The sequence below is a fragment of the Corynebacterium yonathiae genome, from assembly GCF_027570195.1.
In the GTDB taxonomy this organism is placed as follows: domain Bacteria; phylum Actinomycetota; class Actinomycetes; order Mycobacteriales; family Mycobacteriaceae; genus Corynebacterium; species Corynebacterium yonathiae.
On the sequence record NZ_JAKMUZ010000012.1, the window covers coordinates 1 to 16,924 of the forward strand.

The 16,924-nt window shown below is 59.8% G+C and carries 17 protein-coding genes and 1 pseudogene; 8 read left to right on the top strand and 10 right to left on the bottom strand.

Annotation, left to right across the window (positions count from 1 at the left end):
• Positions 1 to 129: 129 nt before the first annotated feature.
• The 3 genes from L8V22_RS07130 to L8V22_RS07140 all read left to right on the top strand — a co-directional run bounded on the left by L8V22_RS07130 (position 130) and on the right by L8V22_RS07140 (position 1,729).
• Entirely contained in the window at positions 130 to 975 is an 846-nt protein-coding gene (locus L8V22_RS07130) for a type IV toxin-antitoxin system AbiEi family antitoxin domain-containing protein (RefSeq protein ID WP_238801648.1), read from the top strand.
• A 69-nt stretch (positions 976 to 1,044) separates the two neighbouring features.
• Positions 1,045 to 1,254 (top strand): helix-turn-helix transcriptional regulator, encoded by a 210-nt coding sequence (locus L8V22_RS07135; RefSeq protein ID WP_023021845.1) that lies wholly within the window; start codon positions 1,045 to 1,047, stop codon positions 1,252 to 1,254.
• Positions 1,247 to 1,729, top strand: coding sequence for a transcriptional regulator (locus L8V22_RS07140; RefSeq protein WP_238801647.1), 483 nt, complete (start codon positions 1,247 to 1,249; stop codon positions 1,727 to 1,729). Before L8V22_RS07135 ends, L8V22_RS07140 begins: the two co-directional genes overlap by 8 nt.
• A gap of 182 nt (positions 1,730 to 1,911) precedes the next feature.
• Here L8V22_RS07140 and L8V22_RS07145 read toward each other — a convergent pair whose 3' ends face one another.
• The 7 genes and pseudogenes from L8V22_RS07145 to L8V22_RS07175 form a co-directional block, all read right to left on the bottom strand.
• Complete coding sequence (locus L8V22_RS07145; RefSeq protein ID WP_238801646.1) at positions 1,912 to 2,475, bottom strand: GtrA family protein; 564 nt, start codon at positions 2,473 to 2,475, stop codon at positions 1,912 to 1,914.
• Positions 2,476 to 2,505: 30 nt separating this feature from the next.
• A pseudogene (locus L8V22_RS07150) lies at positions 2,506 to 3,344 on the bottom strand (pseudouridine synthase).
• Complete coding sequence (gene dapC / locus L8V22_RS07155) at positions 3,337 to 4,425, bottom strand: succinyldiaminopimelate transaminase (RefSeq protein WP_238801644.1); 1,089 nt, start codon at positions 4,423 to 4,425, stop codon at positions 3,337 to 3,339. Before dapC ends, L8V22_RS07150 begins: the two are co-directional and overlap by 8 nt.
• Positions 4,426 to 4,428: 3 nt before the next feature.
• On the bottom strand, positions 4,429 to 4,752 hold the full coding sequence (fdxA, locus tag L8V22_RS07160) for a ferredoxin (RefSeq protein ID WP_005327491.1): 324 nt from the start codon (positions 4,750 to 4,752) through the stop codon (positions 4,429 to 4,431).
• A gap of 53 nt (positions 4,753 to 4,805) precedes the next feature.
• On the bottom strand, positions 4,806 to 5,183 hold the full coding sequence (locus L8V22_RS07165; protein WP_238801643.1) for a hypothetical protein: 378 nt from the start codon (positions 5,181 to 5,183) through the stop codon (positions 4,806 to 4,808).
• Complete coding sequence (locus tag L8V22_RS07170; protein ID WP_238801642.1) at positions 5,183 to 6,052, bottom strand: PIG-L family deacetylase; 870 nt, start codon at positions 6,050 to 6,052, stop codon at positions 5,183 to 5,185. The genes L8V22_RS07165 and L8V22_RS07170 overlap by 1 nt, the downstream gene beginning before the upstream one ends.
• The gene (locus L8V22_RS07175) at positions 6,042 to 7,673 is read right to left on the bottom strand and encodes an ABC transporter family substrate-binding protein (RefSeq protein WP_238801641.1); all 1,632 of its coding nucleotides are present in this window, start codon (positions 7,671 to 7,673) and stop codon (positions 6,042 to 6,044) included. The genes L8V22_RS07170 and L8V22_RS07175 overlap by 11 nt, the downstream gene beginning before the upstream one ends.
• A gap of 89 nt (positions 7,674 to 7,762) precedes the next feature.
• Here L8V22_RS07175 and L8V22_RS07180 point away from each other — a divergent pair, with 89 nt between their 5' ends.
• Complete coding sequence (locus tag L8V22_RS07180) at positions 7,763 to 8,425, top strand: GPP34 family phosphoprotein (RefSeq protein WP_238801640.1); 663 nt, start codon at positions 7,763 to 7,765, stop codon at positions 8,423 to 8,425.
• A gap of 11 nt (positions 8,426 to 8,436) precedes the next feature.
• On the opposite strand, the gene typA is transcribed toward L8V22_RS07180, so the two are convergent.
• The gene (typA, locus tag L8V22_RS07185; protein WP_049361466.1) at positions 8,437 to 10,347 is read right to left on the bottom strand and encodes a translational GTPase TypA; all 1,911 of its coding nucleotides are present in this window, start codon (positions 10,345 to 10,347) and stop codon (positions 8,437 to 8,439) included.
• A gap of 227 nt (positions 10,348 to 10,574) precedes the next feature.
• Between typA and L8V22_RS07190 the strand changes: the two genes are divergently transcribed.
• The 3 genes from L8V22_RS07190 to L8V22_RS07200 are packed head-to-tail and all read left to right on the top strand — an operon-like array spanning position 10,575 to position 12,839.
• Entirely contained in the window at positions 10,575 to 11,351 is a 777-nt protein-coding gene (locus tag L8V22_RS07190) for an Rv1157c family protein (protein WP_238801639.1), read from the top strand.
• Positions 11,352 to 11,888: a ribonuclease FAU-1 family protein gene (locus L8V22_RS07195; protein ID WP_238801638.1), complete on the top strand. Its 537-nt coding sequence runs from the start codon at positions 11,352 to 11,354 to the stop codon at positions 11,886 to 11,888. It begins immediately after the preceding gene.
• Between the two features lie 3 nt (positions 11,889 to 11,891).
• A complete protein-coding gene (locus L8V22_RS07200) occupies positions 11,892 to 12,839 on the top strand; it encodes a DUF808 domain-containing protein (RefSeq protein ID WP_238801637.1) in 948 nt (315 codons plus the stop codon).
• Positions 12,840 to 12,866: 27 nt separating this feature from the next.
• Here the strand turns inward: L8V22_RS07200 and zupT are convergent, their stop codons facing one another.
• Both zupT and L8V22_RS07210 read right to left on the bottom strand, forming a co-directional pair.
• On the bottom strand, positions 12,867 to 13,664 hold the full coding sequence (gene zupT / locus L8V22_RS07205) for a zinc transporter ZupT (protein WP_049377962.1): 798 nt from the start codon (positions 13,662 to 13,664) through the stop codon (positions 12,867 to 12,869).
• 34 nt (positions 13,665 to 13,698) lie between these two features.
• Positions 13,699 to 15,636, bottom strand: a complete 1,938-nt coding sequence (locus L8V22_RS07210) for a BCCT family transporter (RefSeq protein ID WP_238801636.1) — start codon at positions 15,634 to 15,636, stop codon at positions 13,699 to 13,701.
• A 194-nt stretch (positions 15,637 to 15,830) separates the two neighbouring features.
• Between L8V22_RS07210 and L8V22_RS07215 the strand changes: the two genes are divergently transcribed.
• Positions 15,831 to 16,916, top strand: a complete 1,086-nt coding sequence (locus tag L8V22_RS07215; RefSeq protein ID WP_238801635.1) for a hypothetical protein — start codon at positions 15,831 to 15,833, stop codon at positions 16,914 to 16,916.
• Positions 16,917 to 16,924 lie beyond the last annotated feature (8 nt).

Here is a 16,924-nt window from a genome sequence, read left to right on the forward strand (position 1 = left end):
GGCGCGTGGGGCGGTTATCCACAGCGATCCATACCCAGCGGCGGAAAATAGGTCCTCTCCCCTGAATTATCCACAGGCTGCACCGGGGTGCGTAGCCACCACGCACTACAGCTGTTTACGTTTAATCCCATGGGGGAATGGACAACCGCGGAACTGCGCGAGCAAGGTTTGAACAAGGATGCAATTCGCCGCAAGGTACGCGAGGGGAGCCTGTATCGCGTACATCGGGGGATCTATACCGATACGGGGACGCCCCAGGCGGTGGCGCGTGCCTTGGCACATGGGCTCAGCCGCATCCATTTCACGGGAAAGACCGCGCAGGAGATTTATCTCGGCCGGCAGCTAACATTTCCATTGGAAGCGGAGGGACCCCGCACCTTGAAGGGAAAATGCTTCCGCGTTTCACACTCGCGTCTCCGGGCCACACACAAGGTCAATGGCCTACCGGTGGTGCAACCGCTATGGGCTGCGCGCAAAATTTCGCGTGCGTGCAGGCCGTTATTGGAAGAACACTACCAAGGAAAATACGGCCCCAACCGTCTAGAAGAGGACCGCCGACGAATGAGGCGCATCCCGAAGCCTCTAAAAGAGACGATACGACACGCTGCTATAGGCGCAGATAGCCCGCCGGAACGCACACTAAGCAGGCAGCTGCGCGCAGAAGGAATCTACCCCAAGCACAATGTTCTTATCGCCGGCTACCGCTTTGACCTGAAGATTGGCAAGCTACTGGTGGAAGTCGACGGCTGGGAATACCACAAGCACAGTGTGGCTTTTCAGGCTGATCGCTCCAAACAGAACGCGGCCGTGGCCCACGGTTATACCGTTTTGCGTTTTACTGCAGATGACATCATCCACCACCTCAGCCAAGCCGTCTTGCTCATCAAAGCCACACTTGAAGTACTAAAAGGCGGTACTCCGCAGCTCCCGACTTCAGCCACTGCGCCCTATTGGCAGTGGCACCTGTGCGTATAACTCTTGCCCTAGTGACAACAATTCTTTACACTCAGTCATGCAAGAACGACAGCCCGTAAAGGAGACCAGATGGCCGAGCACCCCAACATGGTCCGCAAATGGCGCCGCTGGCTCGAATTGTCACAAGCCGAACTCGCCAGAAGAGTTGGCGTCTCCCGCCAAACCATCGCCAATATCGAACGCGGCAACTACTCACCTTCCGTGCACCTCGCGCTAGATATTTGCCATGAACTAGGAAAAACCGTCGAAGAAATTTTTGGAGCTGAACAACATGATTAACGCCATCGCCAATTACTCCCTCAATGAAATCGAGCGCGCGACCCGCGATGAATTCGAACGCGACACGCTTTATAAGGCCTGCGTAATCGGAATGACCTCAATCCCGTTCCTCGAACTCGTTGTCGCCGCGATTCTGGCCTGGGCCCTTCCCGGCCAATTGTGCATGCTGAGCCTTCTTGCGATCGTGCCGTCCAACTTGGGCAACGCTATCGGTTCTGTTTGGATGCGCAAGCACGTGGCCGCCCCGCTAGTCGGCCGCAATTGGGCAGCTATCGCCGTCTACCTCATCCCGCTTATAGTAATGTTCACAGGCATTGCCTATAACGCCTACGCGCCTGCCGACGGCCACAACCCCGCCGCCTACCTCATCGGTACCGCAGTCGGCGCCATCGCCGCCCTCGCCCTCACCCCTTTCTACCGTCGCCGCCAGCACCGCCGCGACCAAGCCCGCCTCGATGCCGAGTTAGAAGATTAGTTTCACTCCGGCACCTCACCCCGCCCTTCGCGCTCGCCACGGACGGCGGGTTTTCTCTGATACCGTTCCCCGTGAGCGCGACGGAGGTACTGTCCCCTTCGCGCTCACGGGGAGAAAGAAAAATCTCCGCCAGCCTGCGCTGGTGAGCGCGGGGGCGGAGAGGAAGGAAATACGGGACCTAGCTAGGCCGGCTCGGTTTCCTCGACAAGTTGCGGCGTCTTCGGCTTCGAGCGGAAGGTCCACAGCTTGTTCAAGATAAAGTTAATCGGCATAGCGACAATGATAGAAATGGCTGATGCCCAGTACACCTTTGTACGCAGACCGGTCGAATTATCCAGAATGTCTGAGGGCAAGTGCAGCGGCGAAGTCGGATTCATTAACAGTGTCGCCACAACTTGGCTTACGATAAAAGCTCCAATTCCAGCGAGAAGGAATGGGAAGAAACCGCGCAGCCAAGACACCTTCGCCACCGATCGGAAAGTCCACATGCGATTCAGCTGGTAGTTCCAAGTGTTGGCGACCAAGAACGCAATGGTCAAAAACACATGGTACCAACGGATATGGAAAACAGAGCCGAAGAGATTGATGAAGGGATCATCCGCCTCGATGCCGCCAGACCACCAAGTAATCTTTCTACACAAATAGACCACAAAGAGATTAACCGCGGTACCGGAGCCGCCGACGATGCCGAATTTGAGAAACTGCCCAAAATTGGACACAAAGCGCGCGACGCTGAGGTCTGCCATGGGCCGCCTTTCTAGCCAGTGATTTAATAACTACTCGATTGTAGTTCTTAAGTCCTGCGAACTGAAAAATTGACGCTCGGATTGTGATAGAGGATCTATAAAAGAGATAGCCTCATGGAGTAGGGCGAGCGGGGTGCGAAAATCATACAGGTCGAGCTTGCGCGGGGCGGGATAGGTATCGTCGCCGAGCAGCGGGTGGCCGAGGTAATTGAGCAGCACTCGCAGCTGGTGGGTATGGCCGGTGCGCGGCCACATGGCCACCTCCCGGCCGGCCGCGCGCACATACGTAGAGGTGGGCGCGCCGTCAGGGACGACGCGCACCTGGCGCGAGCCACGGGGCTTGCGCATACGCAGGGCAATTTCCCGGTCCACGAAAAGCGCCTGCTTGACGACGCCCCGATACCTCTTCACCGCACTCCCCTCCAGGAAGATGCGCTGGTAGGCGGCGCGGGTTTCGGGATTGCGGGAGCAGATGACGAGGCCAGCCGTCAGGCGGTCTAGGCGGTGCAGGGGCACAATATCGTCTTCACCGAAATCCACGCGCAGCCGGGTTTGGAGAGTTTCGCGTTGTAATCGGCCATTGGTGGTCGTGGGCAGAAAGTGCGGCTTATCGGCCACGATGAGGTCGCGGTCGGCGTAGATGACTGAGTAGTCGAAAGGAATGGGGCGCTCGGCAGGCACAGTGGGGTGATACCAGGCGGGCACGGGACGCGGCAGCTCGGCCCCAGCCGGCAGCAGAGTCCCAGGTGGATAGGGGAATCGCCGGCACGGGCGGCGAAGTACTCCCCTTGCTCGGGCACGTGGTCGCGCAGGACCGTCTTGCGCGGGGATATGCCCCCGCGTGCGGGAGGCCTGCCAGAATTAGGCACCGGCGAGGCGGTCTACTGCAGCATCGATGCGCTCATCGGTGCCGTTGAGACCAATGCGCACGTGCTTCTCGCCTGCTGGGCCATAGAAGTCACCAGGGGCGGCGAGGATACCTCGCTCGGCAAGCCAGTCGATGGTCTCGCGGCAATTCTCGCCGCGGGTGGCCCAGAGGTACATGCCGGCATCGGAGTGGTCGATGGTAAATCCGGCGTCGACAAGCGCGTGCATGAGCACCGCGCGACGGGAGGCGTAGCGGTTGCGCTGAAGCGTCTCGGTGTCGTCGTCGTTAAGCGCGGCGACCATGGCGGCCTGAATGGGTCCCGGAACGATGAGGCCGGCGTGCTTGCGCAGCAGTAGCAGCTCGTCGATGAGGTCGTTATCGCCCGCGAAGAAGCCGGCGCGGTAGGAAGCCATATTCGCGGTCTTGGATAGCGAATGCATGGCAATGAGCCCGGTGTTATCACCGTCGGTCACGCGCGGATCGAGGATGGACACCGGCGGATTATCGTCATTCCACCCCAAACTCATATAGCACTCATCGGAGGCGATGATGGCGCCGGACTCGCGCGCCCACGCCACGATGCGACGCAGCTCCTCCACCCCGAGCACACGGCCCGTGGGATTGGACGGCGAGTTCAAAAAGACTAAAGAGGCGTCTTGGAAATCGGAATCCGCACGCAGCGGAGTGGCTCCGGCGAGTAGTGCGCCTACTTCGTAGGTGGGATAGGCCACCGAGGGGAAGGCGACGGTCTCGCCGCGCATGCCTAAGAGCGTAGGCAGCCAGGCGATGGCCTCTTTGGTGCCGACCACCGGCAGGACTCGACTTACTTGCATGTTGTAGCGTCGGGTCAGCGCTGCGGCGATGGCTTCGCGCAGCTCCGGGGTGCCGGCGGTCTGCGGGTAGCCGGGGGCCTGCGCGGCTGCGGTCAACGCAAGCTGCACGCCTGGAGCTACTGGGTCAACGGGGTTGCCCACCGAGAGGTCGACGATTCCACCCGGGTGGGCCTGGGCCTTCTTCTTGGCGCCGGCCAGCGAATCCCAGGGGAAGTCTGGAAGCGTCTTTCCTAGCGGTGTGCGTGCCATGTCTTACTCCTGATTCTGCGGCGGAAGCGCGGCGATCATCGGGACGTCAAAGTCCTGCGGCCCGAGGGCCGCAGCGCCGCCCGGGGAGCCCAGGTCATCGAAGAAGGCCGCGTTGGCGTCGTTATAGTCCAGCCACTCATCGGGAACGTCGTCCTCGTAGAAGATGGCCTCGACCGGGCAAGCCGGCTCGCAGGCACCGCAGTCCACGCACTCATCCGGGTGGATGTAGAGCATGCGCTTGCCCTCGTAGATGCAGTCAACAGGGCATTCCTCAACGCAGCCGCGGTCCATTACGTCAACGCAAGGCTGTGCGATCGTATAAGTCATGGGGATTCCTTGAAACTTCCTGATGTCTCGGATTTGGGGTGTTTAATAGTATGTCACTTCTGCTTGAAAAATGGCCAAACGCCGCCGCCTATCCCCGCCAAAAGCAGGAGCAGGCTGAGAATATTATTGGCCAAGAGCATGTCTCCTGTCATTGGCACCAGCAGCATGAAGGCAAAAAAGCCCAAGCCCCATACGATGAGCGGGATGGCGCCCACCATCGGCGCAGGGCTCCATAGCCGGGCAGTGCGAGTGAGCACGGAGTTAAACCACCACGCGATCACAATGGTGATGGGAAAGGCCACGCTCGCCCCATCAGACAATGGGATGCGCGCGGTGAGGTAAATGACCTCAAGAAAAACCGACAACAGCGCGCCAAAGCCCAACCAAACCAGACCCGTTACCTGCTCGCCGCGGCTAAAATCCGTGCGCATCAGAGGCCACCGAGCAAATCATCGGCTGGCTCGCCTTGGCCCAGCTGGAAGTATTCGGCCGGCAGCAGTGGCATTACTAGCAGGTTGGACAGGCCAAAGGCGCCGGGTACACGCTCAGGTTCATGCAGCGCGGCCACGGCGGCCGTGGGATTGGTGCGGGTAGTAGAGCCATCGGCCAACCAGATTTGGGAGGCGTGAGCGCGCATGGCGCGGCGCTTGGCGTCCAGTGCGGCGCTGGAGAGGGCAACGGTGACATCGGCGCCCTCGTTGGTGAAATTGTCCAAGTACTCCTGGCTGGGCTTGGTCCATCCAGCTGGGGCATCGAGGGTTTCCAGGCCGGCATAGTTAGCGGAGCGTTCAAAAATGCCGTACCAAATACGCACGCTTGGCGACGCCGCCTTCATCACCGCCTTATGCACCGCAATGTGGTCCGGGTGGCCGTACCCGCCATCGGGCCCGTAGGTCAAAATGGCGTGCGGTTCAATCACCTCGAACTCATCGCTAAGGAAATCGGCTGCCTCATCGATGCGGTTGACCAGCACGCGCGGGTTTTCGTGCGAGGGTGAGCCCGCCATGCCGGAGTCACGGAAGTGGCCGAAACCGCCCAACTGGATTCCCTTTACTCCTAGAGCCTCCAGCGCGTTGGCTAATTCGCGGGCGCGAAAGCCGCCGAGCTGATCATGGTCGGCCAGGCCTTGGTAGGGCTCACCGATAACCTCGCCGTCCTCGCCCAGGGTGAGCGTAATAACGGTAACTTCGGCACCGCGTGCGGCTAAGGTCGCCAGGGTACCGCCCATAAAAAGGGTTTCATCATCCGGGTGAGCGTGGACTGCCACCACGCGATAGCCGGTTAAGTCCTTAGTCTTCATCTATCCTCCAGCGGGGCGCGGTGATAAGCCCCTCGTCCCAATCATCAATGCTTTGACCGGGGCCTACAATACCCTTCCCGAGCGCGTGGATACGCGTCTCATCCATTAGTGGCACGTAGAGCGCTTCCTTAGAGTTCACTTCTCGAATGTGGCGAAGCGCTTCCTTCGGGCTCTTGGCCCCAGACAAAATTTCCTTGCGAATCTCATTCGCATTCTCCGGGCAGATTCCGGATAAATCGCCTGCCAGTGGTTGCTCATCATCGCAGCTAAAGATGTTTGCCGCGGCCAGCGAGTTCAGGGAGATATCTTCCCAGGTCACCACCGCATCAACCTCGCCTGTTGGCAAAAGCTTGGAAGTTATTGTGGTCAGGCGCTCAGAGACCACCTCGGCGTCGATCCCGTGGGCTTCTAGGACATCGTAGAGGGTATTTGCCGCGGCCAAGGCAGTGGGGCTAGTAGGGTCCACCGCAAAGCGAATCGGTTTCTTACTAGCGCGCGTGCGCAACGCGGTAACATCCGTGTTTTTGCTTATAGGGTTATATCCGGGCTCCAGATTAGAGGCGCGGCCGGTGGCCAAGCGAGCTACCTGATCCGTGTCAATCAGCGAGGCCAAGCCACGGCGCGCTGCCCTTTCTTCCAGCGCTCCTTGCGCGGTGGACATGTGCAGACGCAGTTGGCGTGGACGGGTAAGTGCTTTTTCCGAAACATGCCCTAAAAGGCCTAACGCCTCCTCTGAGGTTTGGTCCGGGCTAAAGTCCGCAAATCCGATCTGTCCCGAGCGCAGCATATTCAGCGCCTGGGTACTATCACGTACCTCACGCAGCTGGATGACGTCCACTTGGGCTGGATTAGCACCCCAGAAGCGGTCGTTTCGGTTCAAGGTAATGACTCCGCGGCCGCGGTCCACGCTATCGACAAGGAAACGTCCGGCCGATGCCGGGATCTTATCGGCCAAGGCAGAGCCGAAATTATCATCTTGCAGCAGGTGCGAGGGCAGTAGGTTATGGAAAAGCAGGTGCCAGTCCTTCACCTTCTGGGAAAAATCCACCGTGACTACACGGCCGCCGTCGGAGGTGTTGACGGCCGAAATGGCATGGTAGCCGGCAGGATCTCGCACACCGGCGGTGGTGGTCATTTGCTTCCACAGGTAGCTAAAATCCGCGCCGGAAATGGGCGTCCCATCTGACCACTGCGCAGGCGATGCAATCACGTAGCGCACCCGCTGCGCCACACCCTTGGGGGCGTTTACCTCAGAGGCAGATTCAAGGATATCGGCGTCCCTCCGCCCGCCATGAAAGGTTGAGGGCAGCACCAGTTCTGCGATCTGATCCACCAGCTCAGAATTATTGGCCACAAGGTGCGGGTTCAAACCCGCACGCAGCGGGTCCACGCCCACTGAGATGGTAGGGCGCTGGGCGGAATCGGCGTCTTGGGGTGCCTCTTCTTCCGGGGTCGCTGTGGTGGTGGTCTGTTCTTCTTGCAGCGCGGAGGAATTATCCTCCACCACCGGTGGTGGGCCGGGATTAGCTGCGCAGGCGCTTAAGAAAGCGAGGCTAGCAGTGCTCAGCATCGCCGCCATTGCCGACGCCGCGCGCCTTGTTGAAGCCGGGTTCTTTTTCATCGCGGACTACTTTAGTCCCTCTGCCCCGCCGAAACGAAGATTGTTGGCGCTAGACTCGGGCTCACACCGCAACTATTAGGGAGGCCCCAATGCTCATCTGCCAAGAAATGTTTCTGCTATTGACCAAAGACAATGGCAAGAAAGAAGATTGGGTATCCAATAATGAAGCCGCCCTGCGCGCTACCGTGCTCGCGGACTTACTGCTGGGAGGGCATGTCGAACTTGCTGAAAAGAAAAAGGTAGTAACCACCACCCGGCGCCCAGAGCACCCAGTTTTGGCTTGGGCGTGGGAGGAGCTGCAGCAACACAAGACCGCTAGTATGAAGGACCTCCTGGAAGCTTCTTGGTTTACCCCGCGGGAAATCATCGCCTTGGATTTCCACGCGAATGGAAAGCTCGATGTAGAAAAAGCCAAGTGGTGGCAATGGGGCGGCGACCGCTACATCATGACGGACTTGGAATTAGAGGAAGAACTGCGCGAGCGGTTAGTTTCGGTGCTGCAGGCACAGCGTCCGGCCGAGGTCAATGACGTCATCATCCTCGATATCCTCCGCGAAGTCTCCGGTGCCTATACTCTGCTCAAAAACGATGCAGAGGGCATGAAACGGCGGGAAATGCGGGCACGCATTCAGGAGATCAAAAAGGAGGTGGAATACGACAAAACCGCCTCCTCAGCGGTCAAGGCCGTAGTAGAGGAGGCGGCAGCAGTTGCAGCGGTGGTTGCCACTTCAGCGGCAATCACCACCACCTAGAGTGATGCTGACTACTTATTCATCTGCTTCGCGCGAGCAGCGGCACGCTTGCGGTCGGTAGCGGAAAGCTCCACCTTGCGCACACGTAGGACGTCTGGGGCTACCTCGACACACTCGTCGTTACCACAGAACTCCAGTGCCTCTTCCAGGGAGAGGGTGTGCGCCTTAGCAAGGGTGACCGTGGCATCCGCCGTGGCGGAGCGCATATTGGTCAACTTCTTTTCCTTGGTGATGTTGATGTCAATATCCTCATCACGGTTATTGGCACCAACGACCATGCCTTCGTAGGCTTCGGCGCCCGGCTCGACAAAGAAATTGCCGCGGTCAGCCAACTGCATCAGCGCATACTGGGTGATTTGGCCGGTACGGTCAGCAACCAGGGAGCCGGTCGGGCGGGACTTGATCTCGCCGGCCCATACGTCCAAGCCGTCAGAAATCGAGTTAGCGATGCCGGCACCGCGGGTCTCGGTCATGAACTGGGTGCGGAAGCCAATGAGGCCACGGGCAGGAACACGGAAGATCATGCGTACCCAGTCGCCCTCGCGCACATCCATGGCCTGCATCTGACCCTTGCGGGCTGCCAGCAGCTGGGTGATAGCACCCTGGTGCTCGGACGGGGAGTCAATGGTGAGGATCTCGTAAGGCTCGTAGGTCTTGCCGTCGATCTCCTTGGTAACAACCTGTGGCTTGCCGATGGTCAACTCGAAGCCCTCGCGGCGCATGGACTCAATAAGCACGGACAATGCCATCTCGCCACGTCCCTGAACCTCCCAGGCGTCAGGGCGCTCGGTAGGCAGCACGCGCAGGGAGACGTTACCGATGAGCTCCTGCTCCAAGCGAGCCTTGACCATACGCGCGGTGAGCTTATCGCCGCCGCCCTGACCTGCCATCGGGGAGGTATTGACACCAATGGTCATGGAGATGGCCGGCTCGTCCACAGTGATGCGCGGCAGAGCCTCTGGGTGCTCCGGATCGGCGATGGTGTCACCAATCATGACGTCAGAAATGCCGGAGATCGCCACGATGTCTCCGGCGATGGCTTCCTCGGCCGGCTGACGCTCGAAGCCGACGGTGCGCAGCAGCTCGGCGACCTTCACGGTCTTGGTGTGCTGGTTGCCATCCTCGTCGTAATGGATCCAGGCCACCTGCTGACCCTTCTTGATGCGGCCGGCGTAGATGCGCAGCAGCGCGATTCGGCCCAGGAAGTCGGAGGCGTCCAGGTTGGTCACGTGCGCCTGCAGCGGGGCGTCGACGGTAGCGGAAGGCTCAGGCAGGACGTTATAGATGACGTCGAAAAGCGGCTGCAGGTCCTCACCCTCTGGGACGTTGCCATCGCCTGGGTTTTCGGTGGAGGCAACGCCAGCACGGCCGGAAGCGTAGAGAACCGGCAGGTCCAGCAGCTCCTCGGCGGCAGCCGCAGCTTCCTCGTCCTCTAGACCGGCGGCGATTTCCAGCAGCAGATCCTGGGACTCGGAGACAACCTCGTCGATGCGGGCATCCGGTCGGTCAGTCTTGTTCACGCAGATGATAACCGGCAGCTTGGCTTCCAGTGCCTTGGTGAGCACGAAGCGGGTCTGCGGCAGCGGGCCCTCGGAGGCATCGACAAGCAAGACAACGCCATCCACCATGGAAATACCGCGCTCAACCTCGCCACCGAAGTCGGCGTGGCCCGGGGTGTCGATGACGTTAATGATCAGGTCCTGGCCGTCCTTGCCCAGGCCCTTGCGGTGAATGGCCGTGTTCTTGGCCAGAATGGTAATGCCGCGCTCGCGCTCCTGATCATTGGAGTCCATGACGCGGTCCGTGTGTTCACCGTGGTCACCAAAGGCGCCGGACTGCTCCAGCATGCCGTTGACCAGGGTGGTCTTGCCATGGTCAACGTGCGCGACGATGGCAACATTACGGAACTCGGTATTACTCACTAGTGGGGTTCTCCTTCGGAGGATCTACGGCGCTTGCGCGCGCGAAATTGATCTTGAACGAGCTCCCACGATACCCCCTTAAAGGGCCAAGTGCAGCATTGGGGATGGCTTTACCCCGTAACGCACCGTATAGAACGGGCGAAAAATCTTATAGATTGCGAATGCACTTGACACTCCCATAAGCATCACTATCGTTACTGTAGGTAATATTGTTACAAATGTGACTAATGGGGCTTGAACGCCCATCCCGAGACCGCACCCAAGGAATTGATAACGTGAGCCACGCCCGCACCACCTGGCGCCTGTCCAGCCGCACCGGTTATATCGCCGCTGCCACGGCCGCGCTCATTGGCCTCGCCTCTCCCCTCGTCGCCCCAGCGCAGGCTTCCGCACCGGATCTTTCTTCCTTGGTGCAGCAGGCATCCTCCCATAGCCCGCTGGACGAGCTCGGCCGCCCCAATCAGGAAACCCAGGACCGCATCCGCGCTTTTGCGGCACAACCTTGGATTCCCGAGGATGTTCGCAACGCCATCTTGTCGGGCCTCGCATTCTTCGCCGGCGGCGGCAATGGCAATGGCGGCGTAGCCATGCCAGAGGGCAATAACCCGAACTTCCGCCAGTTCTACTGGCCCACAGTTTCCGCACACTGCATTGGCGGCACCAGCGATGCCATGGGCTCGGCCATCGCTGTTCCTGGCCCCACCGAAATGCCAGCACCGGGAGCAAAGCCTGGCGAAACCGTCTTCCTCTTCACCGCCCTCGGCACCCCACCGGCCGCACGCGAACAAGGCGGGATGAACGTGCAGTGGTTCAACCTTGACACCCTGCGCAGCGGTGTCACCCCACTGAATAACAATGGCATCAATCAAGACGGCCCTACCACCTTGTCCGGCACCGCCCAGACCGGCAAGGGCACCGTCATCGCGCTGCTTTCTGGCGGCGTGAACACCCAGGAATCCCGCTGCAATTTTGCCCCCACCGCCGCCTTCCTTGAGGTGAAGTAGATGCCGGTGGATCTCCATCCGGTCAAGCGCGAGACCTTTAATACCGCCGAGTACACCAATACCGACCCCAAGGGGTTCCTGCGCGAGGTCGACACGTATACCGAGACGGATTTCGGCCTCTACATGGCGCGCGGGGCCGATCATCCGCGCTTCGGGTACTTGGAATCGTGGCTGCTGCCCGATCTCAACCTGCGTGCGAATATCTTCCATTTCCGCCCCGGGGTGGACGTCCACCAGGACTTTTATATTGATGTGGCCGAAATCCAGCGCGATGGCGCGGTGTGGACCACCCGCGATCTTTATGTGGATCTTGTTGCCACCCGCAGCGAGCCCATTTCCGTGCTCGATATTGATGAGCTCTCTGCCGCGGCCTCCGCCGGCTTGATTTCTGCCGAGGACACAGAGAAAGCGATCGACACTACACTTGCCGCAGTCGAGGGCATTACTCGCAGCGGTGACGATGCGATGGCTTGGTTGGCGCATCAGGGAATACACTTAACGTGGTCCGATAACATCACCCTAACCCCAGAAGGATAATTTATGGCCGGTGGCCTTTTTGCCCTGCTTGACGACGTCGCCCTGATCGCCCGCTCCGCTGCCTCTAGCGTTGACGATGTGGCCGCCCTTGCGGGCAAGACCTCCGTGAAGGCCGCAGGTGTGGTAGTCGATGATGCTGCCGTAACCCCACAATACGTGGAGGGAATTAAGCCCCAGCGCGAGTTGCCGATGATCTGGCGCATTACCAAGGGCTCGCTCATCAATAAGCTCGTAATCATCTTGCCCATCGCCATGATCCTCTCTTGGATCGCGCCGTGGGCGCTCACGCCCATCTTGATGTGCGGCGGTACCTATCTATGCTTTGAAGGCGCGGAAAAAATCCTGCATCACCTTCTTCCCCACCGAGAGAAGGAAACTGAATCAGTCCAGGAAAAGGGCGCAGACGCCGAAGATAGCTTGGTCAAGTCCGCGATTACCACTGACCTCATCTTGTCATCTGAGATCATGGTTATCTCCTTAAACGAGGTCATCGACCAGCCATTCTGGATGCGCCTGGGTGCCCTCATCTTCGTCGGCATCTTGCTGACCCTGGGTGTCTACGGCGCCGTTGGCCTCTTGGTCAAGATGGATGATATTGGCATGGCCCTTAATAAGCGCCACAATGGCAAGTCCACGGTGGGCAACGCCTTGGTCAAGGGCATGCCGATCGTTCTCGATATCATCGGCGTCATCGGTACCGCCGCCATGCTGTGGGTAGGCGGCCATATCGTGGTCAAGGGCCTGCACGAATTCGGTATGGATCAGCCCCACGAATTCATCGCATCCGTGACTGAGAAGATCTCCAATGGCGCCCTGGCATGGCTGGCAGATACCGGCATCTCCATGGTCTGCGGCCTGGTGCTTGGCACAGTGGTTGCCACCATCGTAATGGCGGTCAAGGCCTCCTTTGGCAAGACCTCGGCCACCTCCGCCCAGCCGGCGGAGGCTTAAAACGCCGTAGCCCGGCTGCATAGCCGGCTACATAAATAGCATCAGCGAAACCGCCATCACGGCCATGCCGGCAATCAAGCCGTAGATAGCGTGATGGTGCTCGCCGGTTTCCTCAGCAGTGGGCAATAGCTCATCCAGCGAGATGAAGACCATAATGCCGGCGATGGCGGCGAAGCTAATGCCCATCGTCGCCGGCCCAATAACCGGCAAGAGAAGGCCGAAGCCGATGAGCGCGCCGAGCGGCTCGGCCAGGCCAGACAAGGTGGCCCACCAAAAGGCCTTCTTGCGGGAGCCAGTGGCCTCGCGCAGCGGAACAGCCACCGCAATGCCTTCCGGGATATTGTGAATGGCGATGGCCACCGCCACCGGCACCGCAACTTCCTTAGAATCCAGGCCAGATAGGAAGGTGGCAAACCCCTCGGGGAAATTGTGCAGGCCCAGCGCGCAGGCGGTAAATACGCCGGTTTTCATTAGCTTTTTGCGGCGGGCTTCTTCGGCCGTGGTGGCCGGCTCATGGGGGTTAATCTCCTCCGGCACGAGCCGGTCAATGATGGCGATGACGGCGATGCCAGCAAAGAACGCCCCGACGGCGGCCCAGGTGCCGGTGGTTTCCTCACCGAGCGCGTCGGAAAGCTGCGCAATGCCTTCCGGCAGGATCTCCATAAAGGAGACATACAGCATCACGCCGGCCGAAAGCCCCAGTGCAGCGGCCATAAAAGCCGGCCCCGGCTGGCGCCTTCCCACCGCCAAAGCGCCGCCAATCGAGGTCGATAGACCCGACAGCAGCACCAAGGCGAAGGCAAAGGCAAAGGTACTAAAAGTCATAGCTGGCACCCTACCTGCCAATGATTGTCAAGTATTAATTTTCTTCCTTATCTTCCGGTACCGGAGAGATGAACTCGCCATTCTTGATAGATGGATCGTTGTCCACATACTCGCCTGCCTCATAGTCATAGCCCACGGCGCGGCCCTCTTCGTCCGTGCGCGCGTACCAATCGGTCACCTCTGCTGCAGTGGAGTTAAAGTGCGCGCCCGTTGCGTAGTCGCCGTCCGTCGGCTCGATAGACAGGGCAAAGTTATCGCCATAATCGCGCACGCCCCGCACGATCGCATTAGAGACCGCTTCGTCCTCGTAGAAATGACGGATGGAGGCAGGATCATGGCGCAGCTCGCGCACCAACGCGATGCACATGAGCACGATGATGACCGCGAAAGGCAGGGCCGTCACCGTAATAAGGTTCTGCAGGCCCTGCAGCGCATTACGGCCACCGGCAAGCAAAATGACCACGGCAATGCCAGCCATACATACCACCCAAAAGACCGTTACTGCCGGGTTGGGCTTGGGGTTGCCGCGCTGGGTGAGCTGCGAGTTCACAATGGATGCGGAGTCAGCCGTGGTAATGAAGAAGACCACCAGCATGATGATGACGATGGGCGCCATCCACTCCGCTCCCGGGAAGTGGTCCAAGACCTTGAAAAAGATGTCTTCTGCCGCCGGCATGGAATCAATAGTGCCGTCTGGGGCGATATCGCCATCGCGGCGCTGCAGCCAAATGGTGGTACCGCCCAGGATGGTAAAAGCGGCAACAATGATGGCGGAGGGAATAAGCAGCACGCCAAGCACGAACTGGCGGATGGTACGCCCGCGGGAAATCTTGGCTACGAAAACACCCACAAACGGCGACCAGGATACCCACCACGCCCAGTAGAAGGTGGTCCAAGAGGACAGGAAGGCCACCATGTCTTCGCCCTCGCCCATGTTGGCAGAGAGCATCTGCGGCATTTCATCGAGATATTCAATCACCACGGCCGGCAGCATATTGGCCAAGAAGGCGGTCGGCCCCACGACGAAGAAGAACAGGGCCAACGCCATAGCCAGCACCAGGTTGATATTGGAGAGCCAACGAATGCCTTTAGCCACGCCAGAAACGGCGGAAAAGATCGTTCCGATGGACAGCACCACGATAATTAGCAGCGCCGCGGCGTTGCCTGTGGTGGACCAGCCGCTGACCAGCTCCACACCACGGCCGATCTGCAATGCACCAATACCCAGGGTCGCGGCGGTGCCAAAGAGCGTGGCGATAATGGCCAGACCATCGATGATGCGAGCCGGCAGGGAATCCGTAGAACGATTGCCAAAAAGCGGCATCAAAATAGAACTCATCAGCGGCACGCGGCCGCGCCGGAAGGACACATAGGCCACACACAATCCGACGATGGCGTAAATAGCCCAGGCATTAATACCCCAGTGCATGGCGGCCTGCGCCATGGCGCCCAGCACCGCTTCATCGCTCGCAGCCTCATAGGCACCAGGGCGCGGCGAAAGGTAGTAGCTCAGCGGCTCGAAGGGGCCGAAGAAGATAATGCCGATGCCAATGCCGGCGCCAAAGAGCATCGCAGCCCAGCTCACCGTGGAAAATTCCGGCTTCTCCCCATCTAGTCCGAGAGGGATTTTGCCGTACTTTGAAAAGGCCAAAATGATGAGCAAAAACATCAGGAACGTCGCCAGGGCGGTAAAGATCCAGCCCAAGTTACGCATCACCCAATCGAGCGCTGTCGAAGAAGCATCGAAGACCTGCTCGGGCGCAATCACACCCCAGATTACGAAGGCGACGACCAGTCCGCCGACCACAAAGAGGATCGGCTTGTCTACTCCATACTTGACCTTCTGGTCCTCAATGGCAACGCCCGGTACCAACGCGGGGTGGATATTATGCGGGTACATAATGTCCTTTAAGATGCGCTTGGCGTTGCGGGTGCGCTTTTTGCTTTCCTCCGAATTATTCACCCCACACACAGGACGGGATGAGGAAGACGGTGAAGAAGAGATCTTTCTACTCCTATTCTGTTTTCCGGGTTTCACTTTTAAGAGAGCTGTCTACACATTAATAGAAACTCGCAGGATATAAAGCTGGCGCCAGCCCTATCCCCCATATGCGTAAAATGAGCTACGCATTGTTTACCGGCCTTTAACCTTGGGAGTGACTTTCTATGGCGCTATACCCGCTCGCGACTAGTTACTTCGGCGTGGAGCATGTTGCGGTCCTCGATCACCCAGTGCTGGGCACCGCATTGAGTATCCCCGGCGTGGCGAAGCACGCTGCGCTTGTCGACGTCTCCCTAGAACCCGATACCTACACCAACGGCTGGCGCGTTCGCTCGGACTTCGGCTTCTTAGGGTTTCTGGACGAGGTCGAGGCGGCGGAGTATCCCGCCTTGGAGCGATTGAAGGCCTCCTCTGCACAGCCGCAGACGATCGCCACCGTGGAGGTAGTTGACGGCCAAGTCGAGGTTGCCGTGTCACTGGGCCTGTGGCCGTGGATGGTGCCGGTCAATGACCAACCGCAAGGAACCGCGCTGCTCTCCGGCGGACGAGGCGTGCTGATCGATGCCGCCGCCGGCGACCTATCGCCCGCTCAGCTTGAGCAGATGGGCACGCAGCAATTTTTCGTCACACTGGACGACCTTGCCGGCACTGCGGTGGCGACCTGCGACGATACGGTTCTCGGTCCCCTCAGCGACAGTGCCGCGCTCCCTGGACTGCGCGCTGCATTCGCTGCGGCAAACGGTTCTGGGGCGGGGCTTTCTGCCCGCGCCTACGCGAGCCACGGCATGCTTGCCGTCGATATCCCCGCCGATGAGGCCACCACCGCGGAGCTCTTCTCCCCCGCTGTTCCACCGCTGCGCGTGCCCTCGCCACAACCTGCGATTCCCGCCGCCGCGCGCGCAGCCACACCGGCTCAGCCCGAGGTCTGGGAGCACACGCTCTCCGGCGAGGCCGTCGTGACGGCCCGGCCCACCGGCTCGCGCCGCCCGAAAGGGCCACAGGCCCAGCCGGCTGCACCCGCTAGGCCAGATGCGCCAGCTCAGCAGCACAATGAGCAAGCACAACAACCGCAGGCCAGCGTCAAGCTGGCGGAGTTGGTCTCCTCCATCCCAGGAGAGCAGAATTTCAGCTGGCGTGCGCTCCCGGTAGCCGAAGAACCCGGCCGCTTTTCCTCCGAATCCGCGCGCGTGCGGGCCCGGCGCGTGGCGCGCGACACGTCCCACCACCGCGGGGGCAATCACCGCAAATAGGTGCGATG